Below are 16931 nucleotides of genomic sequence, written 5' to 3'. Positions count from 1 at the left end.
TGTCTGAATCAGAATATCCTGATTGTGACAAATAAAATAATCAAGATCATTTTACATAGTTGTGAGTCAGAGACTCAATGACAGCATTCCCAGTCTGAGACTGGGAACGAGAAAATCGTCATTTCAATTCTTTAGTTTATCTAAAATCATTTTGAAGAGGTCAGAATACCTTTCTAATATAGAAGTAGCGGCTAAAAATCGCCATAGATAAACCTAGCCTCACAGCAAACTGCCAGGAAGTAACCAAAATGACTCAGGTATCAGAACCTTTAGATTTGTCCACAGATAAAACTCTAGACCGTGATTGTACAACATTATCCCGTCACGTTCTCCAACAACTCCAGAATTTTGGACCCGATGCCCAAGATTTAAGTGCTTTAATGAATCGTATCGCTTTAGCGGGCAAACTCATTGCTCGCCGCTTTAGCCGTGCTGGGTTAATGGAAGACGTGCTTGGATTCACCGGAGAAGTTAATGTCCAAGGTGAGTCCGTCAAAAAGATGGATATTTACGCTAACGAAGTCTTTATTTCCGTATTTAAGCAAAGTGGCTTAGTTTGTCGCTTGGCTTCTGAGGAAATGGAAAAACCCTACTACATCCCCGAAAACTGCCCCATTGGACGCTACACTTTGTTATATGACCCCATTGATGGCTCATCTAATACAGACATTAATCTCAGTTTAGGTTCAATCTTTTCCATCCGCCAACAGGAAGGAACAGACTTAGATGGTGAAGCTAAAGACCTATTAACCAACGGACGTAAACAACTAGCAGCCGGATACATTTTGTACGGACCAAGCACAATGCTGGTTTACAGCATCGGTAAAGGCGTGCATTTCTTCACCCTTGACCCCAGCTTAGGCGAATTTATTCTCACCGAAGAAAATGTAAAAATTCCTGACCACGGTGCAGTTTATAGCGTTAATGAAGGAAATTTCTGGCAGTGGGATGAACAATATAGAGAATATATTCGTTATGTTCATCGTACAGAAGGTTACACTGCCCGTTATAGTGGGGCGATGGTCAGTGATATTCACAGAACTTTAGTCCAAGGCGGTGTGTTTCTCTATCCAGGGACATTGCAAAAACCAGAAGGTAAATTACGCCTACTTTATGAGTCCGCACCTTTGGCATTTTTGATTGAACAAGCGGGAGGTAGTGCTACTACTGGAACAGTAGATATTTTAGATGTAGTGCCGAAGCAATTACACCAGCGCACACCTCTAATTATTGGTAGTAAAAAGGATGTCGCAAAGGTAGAGTCTTTTATTCAAAACGGTCATTAAAAGAATGAAGAATGAAGAATTTAGAATGTAGAATTACGTTTTGCAATGGGGACTTTCACCCGCAAAGGTAAGTTAACTACATTTGAAAAAAGGCATCTAGCATTAGCCAGTAATTAAGCTGAAGATTGGCACATTGGGATTGGAATGCAGGACTAGCAATGTTTGTATGTGAAGTTAAAAATACTCTTAGTTGATGTTTATAAAACCCAATATCAACTGAGTAAATTTTTTATTTCACCCAAAAACACTGTGAATAGGAGTTAAAAAATAGCTATGGCAACCAATCATTTATTAGAGATTAAAAACCACGGTCAAAGCATTTGGATGGATAATTTGAGCCGTGACATTATTCAATCAGGGGAACTGCAAAACTTGGTGCAAAATCAGGGAATCTCTGGTATTACTTCCAATCCTGCCATCTTTGAAAAAGCAATTACTGGCAATGCCATTTATGATGGTGACATTGCAGTAGGAATTCGTGCGGGTTTACCCACATACAAAATTTACGAATCTCTCGTTTTTGCAGATATCCGCCATGCTTGTGATATTCTGCGACCTGTGTATAATGCCACCAATGGACTTGATGGTTATGTGAGTATTGAAGTTCCACCAACTATAGCCCATGATACCCAAGGGACAATAGCTGAAGCTCGGCGCTATTTTCAAGAAATTGGGCGGGAAAATGTGATGATTAAAATTCCGGGAACTGAAGCTGGTTTACCTGCTGTAGAGGCGACAATAGCCGCCGGAATTAATGTCAACATTACCCTGTTGTTTGCAGTCCCAAGTTACATTAATGCAGCTTGGGCTTATATTCGTGGTTTAGAAAAACGGGTGAATGAAGGTCAAGACATCAGCAAAATTGCTTCTGTAGCCAGCTTTTTCTTGAGCCGGATTGATAGCAATATTGATGCTAAAATTGATACAAAGTTACAGCGGGGTGTTGATGATATTAACCATGAAGCAAGACTGAGGGCTGTAAGAGGAAAAATTGCGATCGCAAATGCCAAAATTGCCTATCAAGAATATAAAAATATCATCAAAAGTGATAGGTGGCAAGCCTTAGCCGCAAAAGAGGCAAAAGTACAACGTCTCCTCTGGGCAAGTACCAGCACCAAAGACCCCAGTTATAGCGATGTCATGTATGTTGATGAATTAATTGGTGCTGACACAGTAAACACCCTACCACCAGCGACAATTATAGCTTGCGCTGAACACTGTGATGTGAGCGATCGCTTAGAAACAGGAATCGAAGCCGCGTATAACCTCATGGAAAGCTTAAAAGATTCTGACATCAACATCAATATTGATGCAGTAATGTCAGAACTACTTGTAGAAGGTATTGACAAGTTCGTTCAACCCTTCCAGTCCCTAATGAACTCTTTAGAAGAGAAAGTCAAGGTATTGTCACCAGTATAGGGGATTGGGGAGATGGGGAGCAGGGGAGCAGGGGAGATGGGGAGATGGGGAGATGGGGAGATGGGGAGATGGGGAGATGGGGAGATGGGGAGATGGGGAGATGGGGAGCAGGGGAGGTAAATAACCCAATCACCAATCACCAATTTCCCAATCACCAATCACTAATCCCCAATCACTAATCCCCAATCCCCAATCACTAATCACCAATCCCCAATTACCAATCTAAAATCCAAAATCTAAAATCTAAAATCCTTATGGTCAGTTTGCTAGAAAATCCCTTGCGGATTGGTCTCCAACAACAGGGGATGGCCGAACCCCAAATTATTGTTATTTTTGGCGCATCAGGTGATTTAACCTGGCGTAAACTCGTGCCAGCACTGTTCAAACTACGTCGGGAAAGACGCATTCCCCCAGAAACCACCATTGTCGGTGTAGCTCGTCGTGACTGGACTCATGAATACTTCCGTGAGCAGATGCAAAAAGGAATGCAAGAAGCTCACAGTAAAATTCCACTAGGAGAACTTTGGGAAGACTTTTCTAAGGGTTTATTCTACTGTTCCGGTGATATCGACAACCCCGAAAGCTACCAAAAACTAAAAAACCTCCTAGCCGAACTCGACCCGCAACGGGGAACACGGGGAAACCGGATGTTCTATCTTTCCGTTGCGCCCAACTTTTTCCCAGAAGCCATTAAACAGCTAGGTTCGGCGGGAATGTTAGACGACCCCGAAAAACACCGTCTAGTCATCGAAAAACCCTTTGGACGTGATTTAGCCTCAGCCCAAAGCCTCAACCAAGTAGTACAGAAGGTTTGTAAAGAAAACCAAGTTTACCGCATTGACCACTACCTGGGTAAAGAAACAGTCCAAAACTTGCTGGTCTTCCGTTTTGCTAATGCCATATTTGAACCATTATGGAATCGGCAATTTGTAGACCACGTACAAATCACCGTAGCTGAAACCGTCGGTGTAGAAGACAGAGCCGGATATTATGAAAGTGCCGGTGCATTGCGAGATATGCTGCAAAACCACCTCATGCAGCTATATTGCTTAACCGCAATGGAAGCACCCAACTCAATGGATGCTGACAGTATCCGTACAGAAAAAGTAAAAGTATTACAAGCCACTCGATTAGCAGATGTGAATAATCTCTCACGTTCTGCCATTCGCGGACAATATAGCGCCGGGTGGATGAAAGGACAACAAGTACCAGGATATCGAGAAGAACCAGGAGTCAATCCCAACTCCACCACACCCACCTATGTAGCGATGAAATTCATCGTTGATAACTGGCGTTGGCAAGGTGTACCGTTCTACCTACGCACAGGTAAACGGATGCCGAAAAAAGTGAGTGAAATTTCCATTCACTTCCGGGAAGTACCTTCCAGAATGTTCCCATCAGCAGCCCTACAAGCAAACGCCAATATTTTGACATTGCGGATACAACCAAATGAAGGTATTTCCCTACGTTTTGACGTAAAAATGCCTGGTGGAGACTTCCGTACTCGTTCCGTTGATATGGATTTTACCTATGGTTCTTTTGGTATCGAAGCTACATCTGATGCCTATGACCGCCTGTTTTTAGATTGTATGATGGGCGACCAAACATTATTCACAAGGTCTGACGAAGTGGAAGCCGCTTGGCGCGTAGTTACACCTGCTCTCTCCGTTTGGGACTTACCCGCAGACCCTGCTACTGTTCCCGAATATGAAGCCGGTACATGGGAACCAGCAGAAGCAGAATTACTCATCAACCAAGATGGCCGCCGTTGGCGCAGACTGTAAAAATTAGTCAGTAGTCATTAGTCATTAGTCATTAGTAAAAAAACTGACAATTGACAATTGACAACTGACAACTGACAACTAACTACTGACAAAATCTACTATGGCTCCCCAAGCTTCTACAATTTATTCACTGCAAGCCCCCAAGGATGTTTGTCTCAATGACATTGAGAACGAACTTAATCAAATCTGGCAAAGTTACGGCATCCAAGGGGAAGACGGCGGTTTACCTGCTGCTACCCGTGCGACCACTTTTACTTTAGTGGTTTACGAACCGGAAGAAACCCAGTATTTGTTAGCAGCGACTGGTTTTTATAACGGTCCAATTGATGGGATTTTGGGACCCCAAACCCAAGCCTCACTACGGGAACTTCAAAAACAACATGAACTCCCAGAAAGCGGTATTCCTACACCAGAAACTATCACTATCCTGCGGGAAGAATACTTCAAATTTCAGCACAGTGGCGAACATGGAGATGGTCATGGTGCGGCGATGGGCTATACTTTCAGTCCTACCAGCCCCACCATTGCTGATGAAATTGCCTTGCGTAACCCTTGCCGCATTATCGCTTTATGCCCCATTGCTGGGGAAGATGAAGGGGTTAAGGCGCAAGTTTCAGCATACTGCCCCATTCAAAAGCAATCTTCCAGCACTTTGATTTGCTGTGAATACATTACTCTCACTGGTACTGCTGCGGCGTTAGAACGCATTGGTGGCATGATTCCAGCTTTGTTAATTGGTGGTTTGCCTAAGTTCCTGTGGTGGAAGGCTACACCAGATTCTAATAATCCTTTGTTCAAACGATTGGCAGCAGTTTGTAATAATGTGATTGTTGATTCTTGTAATTTTAATTCTCCCGAAAGTGATTTATTAACTTTGCAAGATTTGGCAGAAACTGGTGTACCTTTAGCTGATTTAAATTGGCGGCGTTTGTCTGCATGGCAAGAATTGACTGCTGAGGCTTATGATGCACCCCAGCGTCGAGCAGCTTTAACGGAAATTGACCGTGTAACTATTGATTATGAAAAAGGCAACGCAGCCCAAGCTTTATTGTATTTGGGTTGGTTTGCTAGTCGCTTAGAATGGCAACCTGTTTCTTACAAAAAAGAATGCGGTGATTATGATATTACCAGCATTACTTTTGTATCTAAAGACCAAAGACAAATAGAGGCAGAATTAGCAGGTGTTCCTGTTGCTGATGTGGGGGAAATTGTCGGTGATTTGATTGCTTTGCGTCTCAATTCTACTAATCCTCAAGCTAATTGCGGTACTCTAATTTGTACTGAGACGGGCGGTTGTATGCGGATGGAAACTCAAGGTGGCGCTCAATCTGCTGGTTTATTTCAACAAGTAAGTTCTCTTGCTGAACAAAAGCCGGAGTTTCTGTTAAGTCAGCAGGTGCAACGTTGGGGACGTGAGGCTTTATTTGAGGAAAGTTTATCGGTGATTACGAAAACTATTAAGTTGGGAAATGGGTAATTTATAATTCATTCCTGATTTTAATATCCCCGGCTTCTTAAAGAAGTCGGGGATAATTTTTCATATTAATTTTTTATATGAGATTCATTATTTCACTTCAAAATCCACCTTATCATAAATATCTTCTAGCAAAATTTGACAAGCAATAGAAGCTAAATTTAAAGAATCATGACTATCAGAATATTCTGAAAAAATCCATTTATTATTATCAGCTTTGTAGAATTGTTCAACGTGCATTGTATATTGGTCAATTAAAATATATTCTTGAAAACTAGGAATAGTTCGATAAGCTGCAAACTTTTCATCTTTATCATAACTTTTGGTAGATGTTGATAACACCTCAGCAATCATGACCGGGTTAGTAATAGTGTCTTTTCTTCCTTCTTCAAAAACTAAGGGAGTTTGGACAACCATAATATCAGGATAAGTGTGAATGCGTCTGTGAGGAATCCAAAGCCGTTGGTCTGTAACAAAGACTTGATAGGGTTGACGTTTAAGGGCAAAATTTAGTACAGCATAAAAATTGCCGGCAAGTTGGTTGTGATCTGGTGTTCCGCCTGTCATGGGTATAATTAATCCATCAATATATTCGTGACGTATATCTGAATTTACTTCAAATTCTAGATATTCGGCGGGTGAATAGTAGCGTGTTTCTTGTAACTGCATAATCATCACCAGTATTTAGTATAATGATACAGCAGATTCCGCTCTTTTGAGGTACAAACTTAAATTATTAAACTCTTGTGGTGTAGGCATCTTGACGGCTATAAGTGTACCTCATAACACCGGGAAGTGCTGTATAGTAAATTTTATCAGCAAATACTATTGATATTCTCTACTTTTGAGTAAAATATTTTGAATCTTATGTTTTAAATACATGAATAATGCTCATTTTCTGTTAAAATACTCGCATTATTAGACTATTTGACATTTTAAGGTACATCTTTTAATGGATACTTATGATAGACGTTGCCAATTAGGTGCTTCTCGTCGTATGCGTGATGATGCTGTGGCTTTACATAACCAAAAACGTTGGACAGGTGCTATTTATCTGGGTGGTTACGCGATTGAATGTGCGTTAAAATCTCTTATATGTTATGAAGAAAGAAAAAATAATTTTAAAGATACAAAATGTTTCCAGAAAGTACAGGGTGCTAGTTTGCATCATTTAACAATCTTACTCAATGAGCTAATAATTATTCAACGCAGTATACTATTAGATAGAAGTGGCATTTATAAAACTGCATGGAATTTAGTATCATTAGTTTGGCGTAATGATGAATTAAGATATTCCAATAAATTAGGTGATGAAAAGGATAGTGAAAAATTTATAGAAGCAGTACAAGTATTACACACATTTTTTCTAGCAAAGCAAGACGAATCATCATGATAGAAAATATAGACTTAACACCTGACATTATTTATCAAAACTTACATGAACATCTCAGTCGTGAAGACGAACAAATACAAGTTAGTGTCAAGCGAACTTCATTAGGTTGGTTAAAAATTAGGATTGTTACTAAACAATTTGAAAGAAAATTGTTAATTGAGCGGGAACAAAAAATAGATGACTTGCTAACACATATTGACCCTAACTTAAATCTAGGTCAATATCCAATTGCAGGGTATGAATTATTAACACCAGAAGAAGCAATAGAACAACCTGCTCAATATATTAATCTACCTCTCTGGTCAGATATTTTAATGGCTCCCGAACCTGATGAGCCAGTTTATTTAGATGAAGATATTCCTACTAAAAAACCTTTCATTGTTACCTTCTATTCATTTAAGGGAGGTGTAGGACGCTCTACAGCTTTAGGAGTTGTCGCAGGTATACTAGCAACCCGCAAGCGTCGGGTAGTAATGATAGATTTTGATTTAGAAGCTCCTGGCATTTCAGTTATGTTTGGGCAGGATATTGAAAATACTGCTGGAGAAAATTTCGGAGTCTTAGATTATCTACATCAAAGGTCTTTAACCCCTGAAGAAAATATTCCTAATATTGCTGATTGCATCCAACAGATAAATTTACAAACTCGCGGTGAACTGTTTTTAGTTCCTGTAGGAGAGTATGATGAAAATTATATTCATCGGTTAGCTGATTTGGAGATGCGCTCTTTTTATAGGGCTGGAAAAAATGCAGTTAAGCAACTGATAGAAGATATTAAAAAACAACTAGAACCAGATGTAATTTTAATTGATGCTCGTCCCGGATTTAATGATGTAGGTGCGATCTCATTATTCGATCTAGCTGATATGGGTATCATTTGTTTTTCACCAACTGACCAAAGTTTTGAGGGACTGCGTTGGGTTGTACAAGCTGCCCGTAAACAACAAAAATATCAGGGTAAACCTGATGTCAGATTTCTCCTAACACCTGTGCCAGCAGTTGCCTCTGAACAGCACCAAATTTGGATAAATAAAGTCGAAAATTGGATTGAAGATAATTGGGGTTTACCAGATGAAATAACTATCGGACAACTTTATTATGAAGTTCTTTATAATCCCAATATTGTAACTTTGTCTAGTCTAGTAAATAATGTACCCAAGACTTTACTAGATGCTTATCTGCCTCTAACTGATGCTATTGATACGAGCTTGCCAGATCCAGATATTAAACCTGTAATCGTAACTGAAACAGTTGATAATCGCAGAAAGATTCTGCAAGAGTTACGTTTTCAGGCAGCTACAGCACAAGAACTACAACCAGATGATATTCCGGGTATATTTCAACGTACAGAGGATTTTCCTAGATTTTTAAGTAATAGAATTTGGTTAATTCGTGGTGCAAAGGGAACAGGTAAAAGTCTGTTATTTCGACTATTTGTAGAACAACCAAAAGCTGCAAAAGAACTAGCTCAATCTGATGTCAATCTAGATCATGTTCATTTTATTTCAGGTCATGGTCAGCCTAGAGTATCAAGCACAATTCTAGAAAGTCTTGATCTAGAAAGCTATGAACAACAAGTTGGTGAGAATGACTGGCAATTTTTTTGGCTTAATTATGCTCTTTTACAACTGTGCCATCATCAACATGAATTACGTTCACTTTCTAATTTAGATGAAAAATTAGTTGCATTGAGTCAACAAGAAAACCCTTCTCACTCCAATATTATTTCATGGCTTGTAGAACGATCACAATCACCAAGTAAGCGACCACAAGCAGCCGATGAATTACGTTTAATTGACAGATGTTTACAGCAAAAAAATCAGATAATATGGCTACTTTATGATGAACTAGATGCTGGTTTTGGTTCTAGTCCAAAAGATTATGATCGACGGAGAAGATCCCTAGAAGCCTTGCTTGCATGGTGGCTAGAAAGTGGAAACAATCTCAAGCAGATTGTACCCAAGATATTTTTACGTGAAGATATTTGGAATCAACTCAACTTTACTAATACAGGACATTACAACGGACGTTTGCTTAGGCTACGTTGGGAAGAAGCTGATCTCTGGCGACTTGTACTCCGTCAAGCTCTTCAAAGTTCTGAATCTCTGAGAAAATTTCTAGAAAAAACTTTGGGTGTTACTGTCGAGCGACTAGATATAATTGGGTTGGAGCAATTGCGTCAAAGTCTCTATCCTCTATGGGGTGAGAAAATGGGGCGAACAAAAAAGGCTTACACTTATAATTGGGTTCGTACTCGCATCGCTGACGGTCATAATAATTGTTTTCCACGGAGTTTAATACTGCTTTTAGAGGAAGCTGTTAAAAAGGAAACAGACTTTTTAACTGAATATAGTTCCGATATAACTTTGCGTCCAAAAGCATTGATTGATGCTTTTCCCTATGTGTCTCAACAGCGTGTAACCGAAGTTAGGAATGAATATCCTGAGCTAATCAAATTTCTAGAAAAATTCCAAGGTGAGCGCTCTCCTATTGATGAAAATAGGTTAAGTGAAATATGGAATGTGCAGGATAGTGAATTAGCACTTCGCATTAAGGAGATGCTTGACGCTGGTATTTTAACTGAACGCTCCCGTCCCAAAGATCCGCCCCCCCGTACTTATACAGTTACTGAATTGTACCTGTATGGACTAGGGATGGTTCGTAAGGGACAACGATAACGATCAAGAATTAAATCAACAAAATCACCCCATCAATTAAACAGCAACCTCCGCAGCTTCCAAAGCATTAACTTCATCTAAAATCCGCCAAATTTCCTGCATCATCGGATCTAAACCAGTGCGAGTTACAGCCGAAATTATGAAAACTGGTGCTAAAGCTAGATGATTTAATTGAGTAGCTAACGCCTCCAAATCAACACTTTCTCTATCAACAGCATCTATCTTATTCAAAGCTAAAATTTGCGGACGTTTGGCTAAACCCCTTCCATAAGCTTTCAGTTCTGATTGAATAGTATGATAATCAGCAATTACGTCTTCACTTGTCGCATCAATTAGGTGTAATAAAACCCTTGTCCGTTCAATGTGACGTAAGAAATCATAACCTAAGCCCGCACCATGAGAAGCACCTGCAATTAGACCGGGAATATCCGCAAAAACTGTACCATCACCAGTGGGTTTTCTTACTACACCCAAATTAGGAATTAAGGTAGTAAAAGGATAATCAGCAATTTTTGGACGTGCAGCCGATAAAGAAGAAATTAAAGTTGATTTACCAGCATTTGGTAAACCAATAATTCCCACTTCTGCTAACAATTTTAACTCTAAACGCAATACCTTTTTTTCTCCTTCTAACCCTGGAAGTGCATATTCTGGAACGCGGTTGCGGTTACTTAAAAAATGTTGATTTCCTAGTCCACCTTTACCACCTTCAGCAACTCGAAAAACTTGTCCAGGTGTAACTAAATCACAGAGTAAAGCACTCGTTTCTCCATCATAAACAGCAGTACCACAGGGAACTTCGACAATTAAATCTTCACCACCCGCGCCAGTGCAATTATTTGGTCCGCCACGTTCCCCATTTTCGGCTTTAAACAGATGTTTGTATCGAAAGTCTAAGAGGGTTTGGAGGTTGCTATCAGCCACAAAAATGATTGAACCACCTTTTCCGCCATTTCCACCAGAAGGACCACCTGCTGGTACATATTTCTCTCTACGGAAGGCGACTATACCATCGCCGCCTTTACCGGCTTCTACTTCAATTACTGATTGATCGATAAATTGCATATTTTTTAGAGTCCTGAGTCTTGAGTTATGAGTGATGAGTTATTAATTATAAGTTTTTTATTAAATTCCTCACTCTTTACTTTTAACTCAATCCTCAGCACTCAGCACTTAAATATATGGTGAAATATCCTCACCGCAGTCATCAGCAAGGTAGGAAAGGGCGCGGAAGCGTAAACCTACTAACTGTTCATAGAGGGGGTTAATTTTACACATGGGAGGAATATGAACTATCTTCCGTCCAAATAAAGTCACATCTCTTTCAAACGGACACTGGGAAGGAATCATTTTACATAAAAATCTGGCAACTCTGGGATCATGAATCTCTAACCCATCTAACCAGTCCCGCATGGGGTGAAGTATGTCTGGTGGGTGTAGAGTCAGGTCTTGTTCTTGTTCTATATCTTCTATAGTGTGACTTAGGACTGTTAGGGCTTTTGTGTCTAGTTCCAAAACTTGACAAAACCGTTGCAAAATCTCTTCTTCGCTGGGAGAATATATTCCATCGGCGATCGCCACCATCACCCCTGTCCGCAAGAAATTTTCCGCCGCTGGTGTCCCTTTTCCTAATATCGCTGCTAATTCCTCTGGTGTAATGATCTCTAATGAATCCCAGTCAATACAAGGCGCTAATTCATCCTTGGTAATGCTGTTAATTAACTCCTGTTCTTGGGGATCAAAATTACCATCAGCCCAAGCAATAGTCAGTAGTCCACGTAACCAAGCCGCAATTTGTTCGCTACTGTAGGGGGTTTGAACAGCACTGGTCATAAAAACTCACGCCTCAAAATTTTTTCAATCATTACTAAACTACCTTAATCGTCAATTTTGCGTTAGAATCCGTCTGACGAAGATTATTGATAATTCTTTCTATTTCCTATATGTTTTTTTTCGGTATTGAACATGAAGTTGCTTTCCTTAACTATGAAGGAAAATTTGCAGATTTTACTTGTACAAAATTTGCAGATTTTCAGCAAATAGTTGACAAATTACCTCTTTACCCCCACGACTACCCTCAATTAAGGGTTGGTGATGCTGGCATTAAAAAGAAGCGATGGTATATTGAGGGATTTGAAAGATTTGCTGATTCAGAAGAAGTAATTGATTGTGTAGCTAAAGGTATAGAAATTAGGACTACTATACATTCTACTATTCAAGGTGCAATTGATGAATTAACAGCAAGTTTTTCTTTACTATGTGAAGTAGCTGCTGATTTTGGATTTTCACCTGTTTTAGTGAGTTTTAATCCCTATACTGGCATTTTTGAACCCCAACCACCATTAAATGATTTTGAAATTAGGCAATTACAAGCTTATCCAGATGAACAAACTGCTCATATTTATATGGTTTCCTATGGACCAGATTTAAATATTTCTATAGCAAATTTGCCTACAGAAAATGTCATCGATATTGGTCAAAAGCTCACTTATTACAGTCCTTATATCGTTCCTTTTAGTTACAGTTCTCCATTTTTCAATGGCAGTTTATGGGAAGGTTTATCAGTTAGAACATTTATCAGAACTGGAAAAAGATCAGCAACATTAGTTTTTGTCGAAAAACAAGAACACCTAATTCAAAGTATCCCTTCTTTAACAAAAGTAGCCCGCATTCCAGCAGAGGTAGGAAGAATCGAATTTAAAGCCTGTGATAGTTGTGATGATTTTGCGATTTATGCAGGATTATTGGCACTATTAAAAGGTCTGGCTTTAGATAAAACTTTAGAGGGTAGAGCGATTATACCTGATGCCGCTTTACACCAAATTTCCGCAAAATATGGGTTTGATAATGAAGAAATTTTTCTAAATACAAATAAAATTTTACAAGCTGCGGAAAATGCTCTTAATAATGACCCAGATATTGAATTTTTAGCCCCATTAAAAGCAATTTTAGCAAATCGAAAAACAAAATCCCATCAACTAATTGAGATGTTTAAAAATCTAGGTTCAATCGAAGAAACTCTCAAAAGGACTTATGGCAGGTAATTGGGGATTGGGGATTGGGGATTGGGGATTGGGGATTGGGGATTGGGGATTGGGGATTGGGGATTGGGGATTGGGGATTGGGGATTGGGGATTGGGAATAGAAGAAAGAAAGTTATTCTACTCTGTTCCTCGGCGCTCTTTTCTGTCACCTGTCACCTGTCACCTTCTTGCTCGGTGGAATTTTCGCCATGGGAATTAACACTTCCATCACAGATTTAACAATGGGTGCGGTAACAGTTCCACCATAGGCATTTGCGCCTTTCGGTTCATCTACTATTGCCAAAACTACATAACGGGGAGCTTCTGCTGGAACAATACCCACAAAGCTAGTTATTCTCGCTCCTGGAATATAACCACCTCTAGGACTGGCTTTTTGGGCTGTACCAGTTTTGCCGGCGATGCCGTATCCAGCAATTTTTGAGGCTTTACCGCTGCCTTTAGAAACAACAGTTTCCATCATGTCCACTACCTTTTGAGTAGTTTTGCTAGAGAAAATTTGGCGTGGTGTTGCTAGGGTGGGGGAATAGTGAATTTTGCCTTGGCTATCAATTAGCCCTTGGACTATATGGGGTGTTACCAATTTACCGCCATTAGCTAAAGCACCGTGCATTTGCACGAGTTGTAATGGAGTCAGAGAAAAACCTTGTCCAAAAGATGTGGTTGCTGGTTCTATCCTTGAAGACAAAAATTCCTCTTGACTTTTGAGACGACCACCGACTTCAAAAGGTAAATCTGTATCAACTTTTTGCCCTATTCCCAGTTTTTCTAACCAGTTGTAGTATAGTGTGGGCTTCATTCTTTGAATGATTTTGACCATGCCCACGTTACTGGAATATTGAAGAATTTGAGCGATATTAATCTGCCGAGGAGCGTTTATTTCAGCATTTTTAATAGTGCGGTCAGCAACTTTAATTGTCCCTGGGTCACTAAATACATCATCTGGTTTAATGACACCATTTTCTAGAGCGATCGCCACAATTAAAGGCTTAAAAGTGGAACCCGGTTCATAAAGATCCGCTACCGTCCAATTTTTAAACAGTGAAATATCAGATTTGGAATATTCATTGGCATTATAGGTAGGTTGAGAAACCAAAGCCAACAATGAACCATCCGTAGCATCCATCACAATGACTGCACCGCGTTTAGCTTGGAACTTGTCTATTTGTTCTTTGAGCGCAGTCCGGGCAGCCCGTTGTAAGCGGCTATCAATAGTGATTTGCAATTTTAAATCATCAAAATGCAAAAATCCTTCTGGAGCATGATCTGGCATCAGAGCGCCGTTACCAGCCCGACTGAGACGCACAGTTTGTCCAGAGCGTTCTAGCAGCTTTTCCTGACTATATTCAACCCCGGCTTGACCACGACGGTCAAGGTTAACATAGCCCACCACATCGGCAACTAAATCATCTTGTGGATAGAAACGGGAATATTTTTGAATGAACTCCAAGCCATTTAAGCGGAATGAAATCAAGCGATCGGCAATATTTTCGGCAACGCCATTAGCAAGAAGAATCCCACTTCTTTTACTTTCAAATTTTTTAATTAACTTATTAACATCCTGGTTGAGAATTGGTCCAATTTTCTGCGCTACTTCTTGATTAGACTTATTAAATAGCTTGGGATGAACGTACAAAGTATATACTGGACGATCAATGGCTAATAGACTGTTATTGCGATCAACCACTGGACGACGGGGCATAAAAGGACGTAAATTCACCATTTGCTGGTTTTTTGCCCTTTGAGTGAGTTTTGCACCATCAATAATTTGCAGCCGATACAAATTAACAGCCAAACCCACGCCAGCACCAAACAGAATAGCCCAAACTATCAACAGTCGAGTTTTAATATTTGGCACTTGAGCTTGAGCTTTAGGAGAACCATTGCCCGGTACAGCTGGTTTGGAAAACTTCCGCTGCCTTATAAATTCTAAATTCTGCAAATTTCTAAATTTTGTTCGACTTGGCGACTTCTGCATTGGTGTTGTCCTATTCCCTGTTCCCTGTTCCCTGTTCCCTGTTCCCTGTTCCCTATTCCCTATTCTCAATCAATGTTGATTTTAATATCCCATGGGTGAGAACGTTTGGGTCTGGACTTCTGAATTAGGAATTTTAGTTGCGGGTGCTGAATTAGGACTGTGGGATGGTGTCAAGAAAATTGTTCCCCCTGGAGTTGGTGATACTAGACCTGCGCCTGGTTCTTCTGCCTCTTTAGCCATTTTACTGGTCAGTGTGGCATTGGTTGTGGTCAACTGACGTTCATCACGTTGTAGACTTTGCATAGTGCGGTAAGCTTGACCCCAACGCTCTTGGGAATAGACCGTCCAACCATAAATCACCAATGTTGCAGATACAAACAAAAATGCTGTAACTGAGGAATAACGATAAATAGAATGCAAGCGTAGTAACCACATAGGTGCAGCCGCAGTAGTAGACATCATTGGTAAGTGTCCATTAGACTGCCCATTAATATTGGCAGCTTTTTGATTTGCGGTTTTTTGTGGGCTAGATTCTTTTTCTACGGTCGATATTACTGCCTCTTTGACCACAGCAGTTGATAATTTTCTACTGGCATTGCGTTTTCTTCTAGGGCGTACTACCGTTGATTGACTGAATGGTATAGAGGCAGCTTGTATATTTGTCGACACAGTGTCAGAGCTTTGCTGAGTCAAAGGTGAAGCAGAAGTTCTCCTGAACCAAGAACTTTTAGTAGAAACAACTGATTTGCGGACAACGGTCATAATCTTTTTGAATGGTAAATATTGTATTTGAGATGGGATTTTTTGGTGACTACGGTTAGAGTTATTAATTTAGCAATTGGTACGGTTAATACTAAATTAATACACTTTTCAGAAGTTTCGTAGGGAACTGCACCATTAATTAACCTTAGTTTGTATCCACCAGGAAGTGCAATACTGACTATTGGCGATCGCTACACATCTAACTGAATGAGTAAGTAAGTAAGTATTGTATTAATACTACTCGGTTTATAACATGAAAATTTCAACTAGGCTTGTCAAAAGCTGAAAAGCAAAAGCTTAAAGGTTTTTCTGCTCCCCGCCAAATCAAGCAAGTCTTGGGTATTGTATACATCCAAGAACATGGCAATTTGGAGCATTCAGAGGCAATCCCTAACTCCGAAAAGAGTACCTCAAAAAAACGGCGTTTAAATTTCTAATCTGAAAGCATTTAAAAAAAATCAACAAATAAGCTATCGTATTCAACAGGAGCAATATTTGTGTTGCCTTTATTGGTGAAAGAGGAGTTATGAAAAAAAAGATCTTTGGTTTGGCTCTCATGTTAAGTCTGGCTACCATGCTTGGCGCTTGTGAAGGTGGTGGTGAGCCTGGTGGTACTACTACCCCTGCTGCTACTACACCAGCAGCAGGTGAACCATCTGATACTGGTACTACCCCAGCTACTACCCCAGCTGCTACCCCAGATGCTACCCCAGCTGCTACCCCAACTACGACTCCCTAATTCAGTTAGGTAGGAGATCGCTCCTCACTACATCGCGATCAAATAATTTGATCAGACATCGACTCAAAGTGATATTTCTCTAAGTTCCAGAGCAATAATTGAATCGCCGTCTGGGCAGGAAAATCAGACCTAAAGCGGAGCGGATCGACTGTGATCGAATCAATCCGCTTTTGGTGCTGAATGATCGCTGGCAAAAAAAGAAACCCGATTCCTACGGAATCTCCGTTTCCGTATATTTTAAATGAGCTTGTTTTCAGATATTGACACACTCCCCGCCCTAGAAGCGCGGAGATTCTTTCTTTCAAACAACAGTTGCAGGAATCCCCGTCTTACACTGTCTCGCCCAACAGACAATGCCCTGCCTGTTTGTACTATCC

13 protein-coding genes are annotated in these 16931 nt (G+C 40.2%); 8 read left to right on the top strand and 5 right to left on the bottom strand.

Translation table 11 applies throughout. The annotated features are described in order from the left end of the window. The first annotated feature begins 248 nt into the window (after window positions 1-248). From fbp to opcA, 4 genes are all read left to right on the top strand, one after another. The gene (gene fbp, locus VB694_RS22595) at window positions 249-1286 is read left to right on the top strand and encodes a class 1 fructose-bisphosphatase (RefSeq protein WP_323362587.1); all 1038 of its coding nucleotides are present in this window, start codon (window positions 249-251) and stop codon (window positions 1284-1286) included. Between the two features lie 273 nt (window positions 1287-1559). After that, window positions 1560-2705, top strand: a complete 1146-nt coding sequence (tal, locus tag VB694_RS22590; protein WP_323362586.1) for a transaldolase — start codon at window positions 1560-1562, stop codon at window positions 2703-2705. A 254-nt stretch (window positions 2706-2959) separates the two neighbouring features. Then, on the top strand, window positions 2960-4489 hold the full coding sequence (gene zwf, locus VB694_RS22585) for a glucose-6-phosphate dehydrogenase (protein ID WP_323362585.1): 1530 nt from the start codon (window positions 2960-2962) through the stop codon (window positions 4487-4489). 100 nt (window positions 4490-4589) lie between these two features. Then, window positions 4590-5966, top strand: a complete 1377-nt coding sequence (gene opcA / locus VB694_RS22580; RefSeq protein ID WP_323362584.1) for a glucose-6-phosphate dehydrogenase assembly protein OpcA — start codon at window positions 4590-4592, stop codon at window positions 5964-5966. Window positions 5967-6053: 87 nt separating this feature from the next. On the opposite strand, the gene VB694_RS22575 is transcribed toward opcA, so the two are convergent. Continuing rightward, window positions 6054-6638: a Uma2 family endonuclease gene (locus VB694_RS22575; protein WP_416233499.1), complete on the bottom strand. Its 585-nt coding sequence runs from the start codon at window positions 6636-6638 to the stop codon at window positions 6054-6056. Between the two features lie 277 nt (window positions 6639-6915). Between VB694_RS22575 and VB694_RS22570 the strand changes: the two genes are divergently transcribed. Continuing rightward, window positions 6916-7356, top strand: a complete 441-nt coding sequence (locus VB694_RS22570) for a hypothetical protein (RefSeq protein ID WP_323362583.1) — start codon at window positions 6916-6918, stop codon at window positions 7354-7356. Continuing rightward, window positions 7353-10034, top strand: coding sequence for a ParA family protein (locus tag VB694_RS22565; protein WP_323362582.1), 2682 nt, complete (start codon window positions 7353-7355; stop codon window positions 10032-10034). Before VB694_RS22570 ends, VB694_RS22565 begins: the two co-directional genes overlap by 4 nt. Before the next feature lie 36 nt (window positions 10035-10070). On the opposite strand, the gene obgE is transcribed toward VB694_RS22565, so the two are convergent. Further along, the gene (gene obgE / locus VB694_RS22560) at window positions 10071-11099 is read right to left on the bottom strand and encodes a GTPase ObgE (RefSeq protein WP_323362581.1); all 1029 of its coding nucleotides are present in this window, start codon (window positions 11097-11099) and stop codon (window positions 10071-10073) included. A gap of 108 nt (window positions 11100-11207) precedes the next feature. Then, the gene (locus VB694_RS22555) at window positions 11208-11867 is read right to left on the bottom strand and encodes a Mo-dependent nitrogenase C-terminal domain-containing protein (protein WP_323362580.1); all 660 of its coding nucleotides are present in this window, start codon (window positions 11865-11867) and stop codon (window positions 11208-11210) included. A 110-nt stretch (window positions 11868-11977) separates the two neighbouring features. Here VB694_RS22555 and VB694_RS22550 point away from each other — a divergent pair, with 110 nt between their 5' ends. Then, window positions 11978-13078, top strand: a complete 1101-nt coding sequence (locus VB694_RS22550; RefSeq protein WP_323362579.1) for a glutamate--cysteine ligase — start codon at window positions 11978-11980, stop codon at window positions 13076-13078. 145 nt (window positions 13079-13223) lie between these two features. On the opposite strand, the gene VB694_RS22545 is transcribed toward VB694_RS22550, so the two are convergent. Together VB694_RS22545 and VB694_RS22540 are read right to left on the bottom strand one after the other, a co-directional pair. Then, window positions 13224-15053, bottom strand: a complete 1830-nt coding sequence (locus tag VB694_RS22545) for a penicillin-binding protein 2 (protein WP_323362578.1) — start codon at window positions 15051-15053, stop codon at window positions 13224-13226. Window positions 15054-15134: 81 nt separating this feature from the next. Continuing rightward, a complete protein-coding gene (locus tag VB694_RS22540) occupies window positions 15135-15722 on the bottom strand; it encodes a hypothetical protein (RefSeq protein ID WP_323362577.1) in 588 nt (195 codons plus the stop codon). 619 nt (window positions 15723-16341) lie between these two features. Between VB694_RS22540 and VB694_RS22535 the strand changes: the two genes are divergently transcribed. Further along, window positions 16342-16554, top strand: coding sequence for a hypothetical protein (locus tag VB694_RS22535; RefSeq protein WP_323362576.1), 213 nt, complete (start codon window positions 16342-16344; stop codon window positions 16552-16554). The last annotated feature ends 377 nt before the right edge of the window (window positions 16555-16931 follow it).

The organism is Anabaena sp. UHCC 0451 (assembly GCF_034931405.1).
Taxonomy (GTDB): Bacteria; Cyanobacteriota; Cyanobacteriia; order Cyanobacteriales; family Nostocaceae; genus RDYJ01.
The sequence above is the reverse complement of the archived record's forward strand: the minus strand, read 5'-3'. Positions and strand labels throughout refer to the sequence as shown.

Coding starts and splice junctions, on each gene's coding strand:
- opcA (WP_323362584.1), top strand. CDS start 4,590: ATGGCTCCCCAAGCTTCTACAATTTATTCACTGCAAGCCCCCAAGGAT.
- VB694_RS22550 (WP_323362579.1), top strand. CDS start 11,978: ATGTTTTTTTTCGGTATTGAACATGAAGTTGCTTTCCTTAACTATGAA.
- VB694_RS22565 (WP_323362582.1), top strand. CDS start 7,353: ATGATAGAAAATATAGACTTAACACCTGACATTATTTATCAAAACTTA.
- tal (WP_323362586.1), top strand. CDS start 1,560: ATGGCAACCAATCATTTATTAGAGATTAAAAACCACGGTCAAAGCATT.
- VB694_RS22555 (WP_323362580.1), bottom strand. CDS start 11,867: ATGACCAGTGCTGTTCAAACCCCCTACAGTAGCGAACAAATTGCGGCT.
- VB694_RS22575 (WP_416233499.1), bottom strand. CDS start 6,638: ATGATTATGCAGTTACAAGAAACACGCTACTATTCACCCGCCGAATAT.
- obgE (WP_323362581.1), bottom strand. CDS start 11,099: ATGCAATTTATCGATCAATCAGTAATTGAAGTAGAAGCCGGTAAAGGC.
- VB694_RS22535 (WP_323362576.1), top strand. CDS start 16,342: ATGAAAAAAAAGATCTTTGGTTTGGCTCTCATGTTAAGTCTGGCTACC.
- zwf (WP_323362585.1), top strand. CDS start 2,960: ATGGTCAGTTTGCTAGAAAATCCCTTGCGGATTGGTCTCCAACAACAG.
- VB694_RS22570 (WP_323362583.1), top strand. CDS start 6,916: ATGGATACTTATGATAGACGTTGCCAATTAGGTGCTTCTCGTCGTATG.
- fbp (WP_323362587.1), top strand. CDS start 249: ATGACTCAGGTATCAGAACCTTTAGATTTGTCCACAGATAAAACTCTA.
- VB694_RS22545 (WP_323362578.1), bottom strand. CDS start 15,053: ATGCAGAAGTCGCCAAGTCGAACAAAATTTAGAAATTTGCAGAATTTA.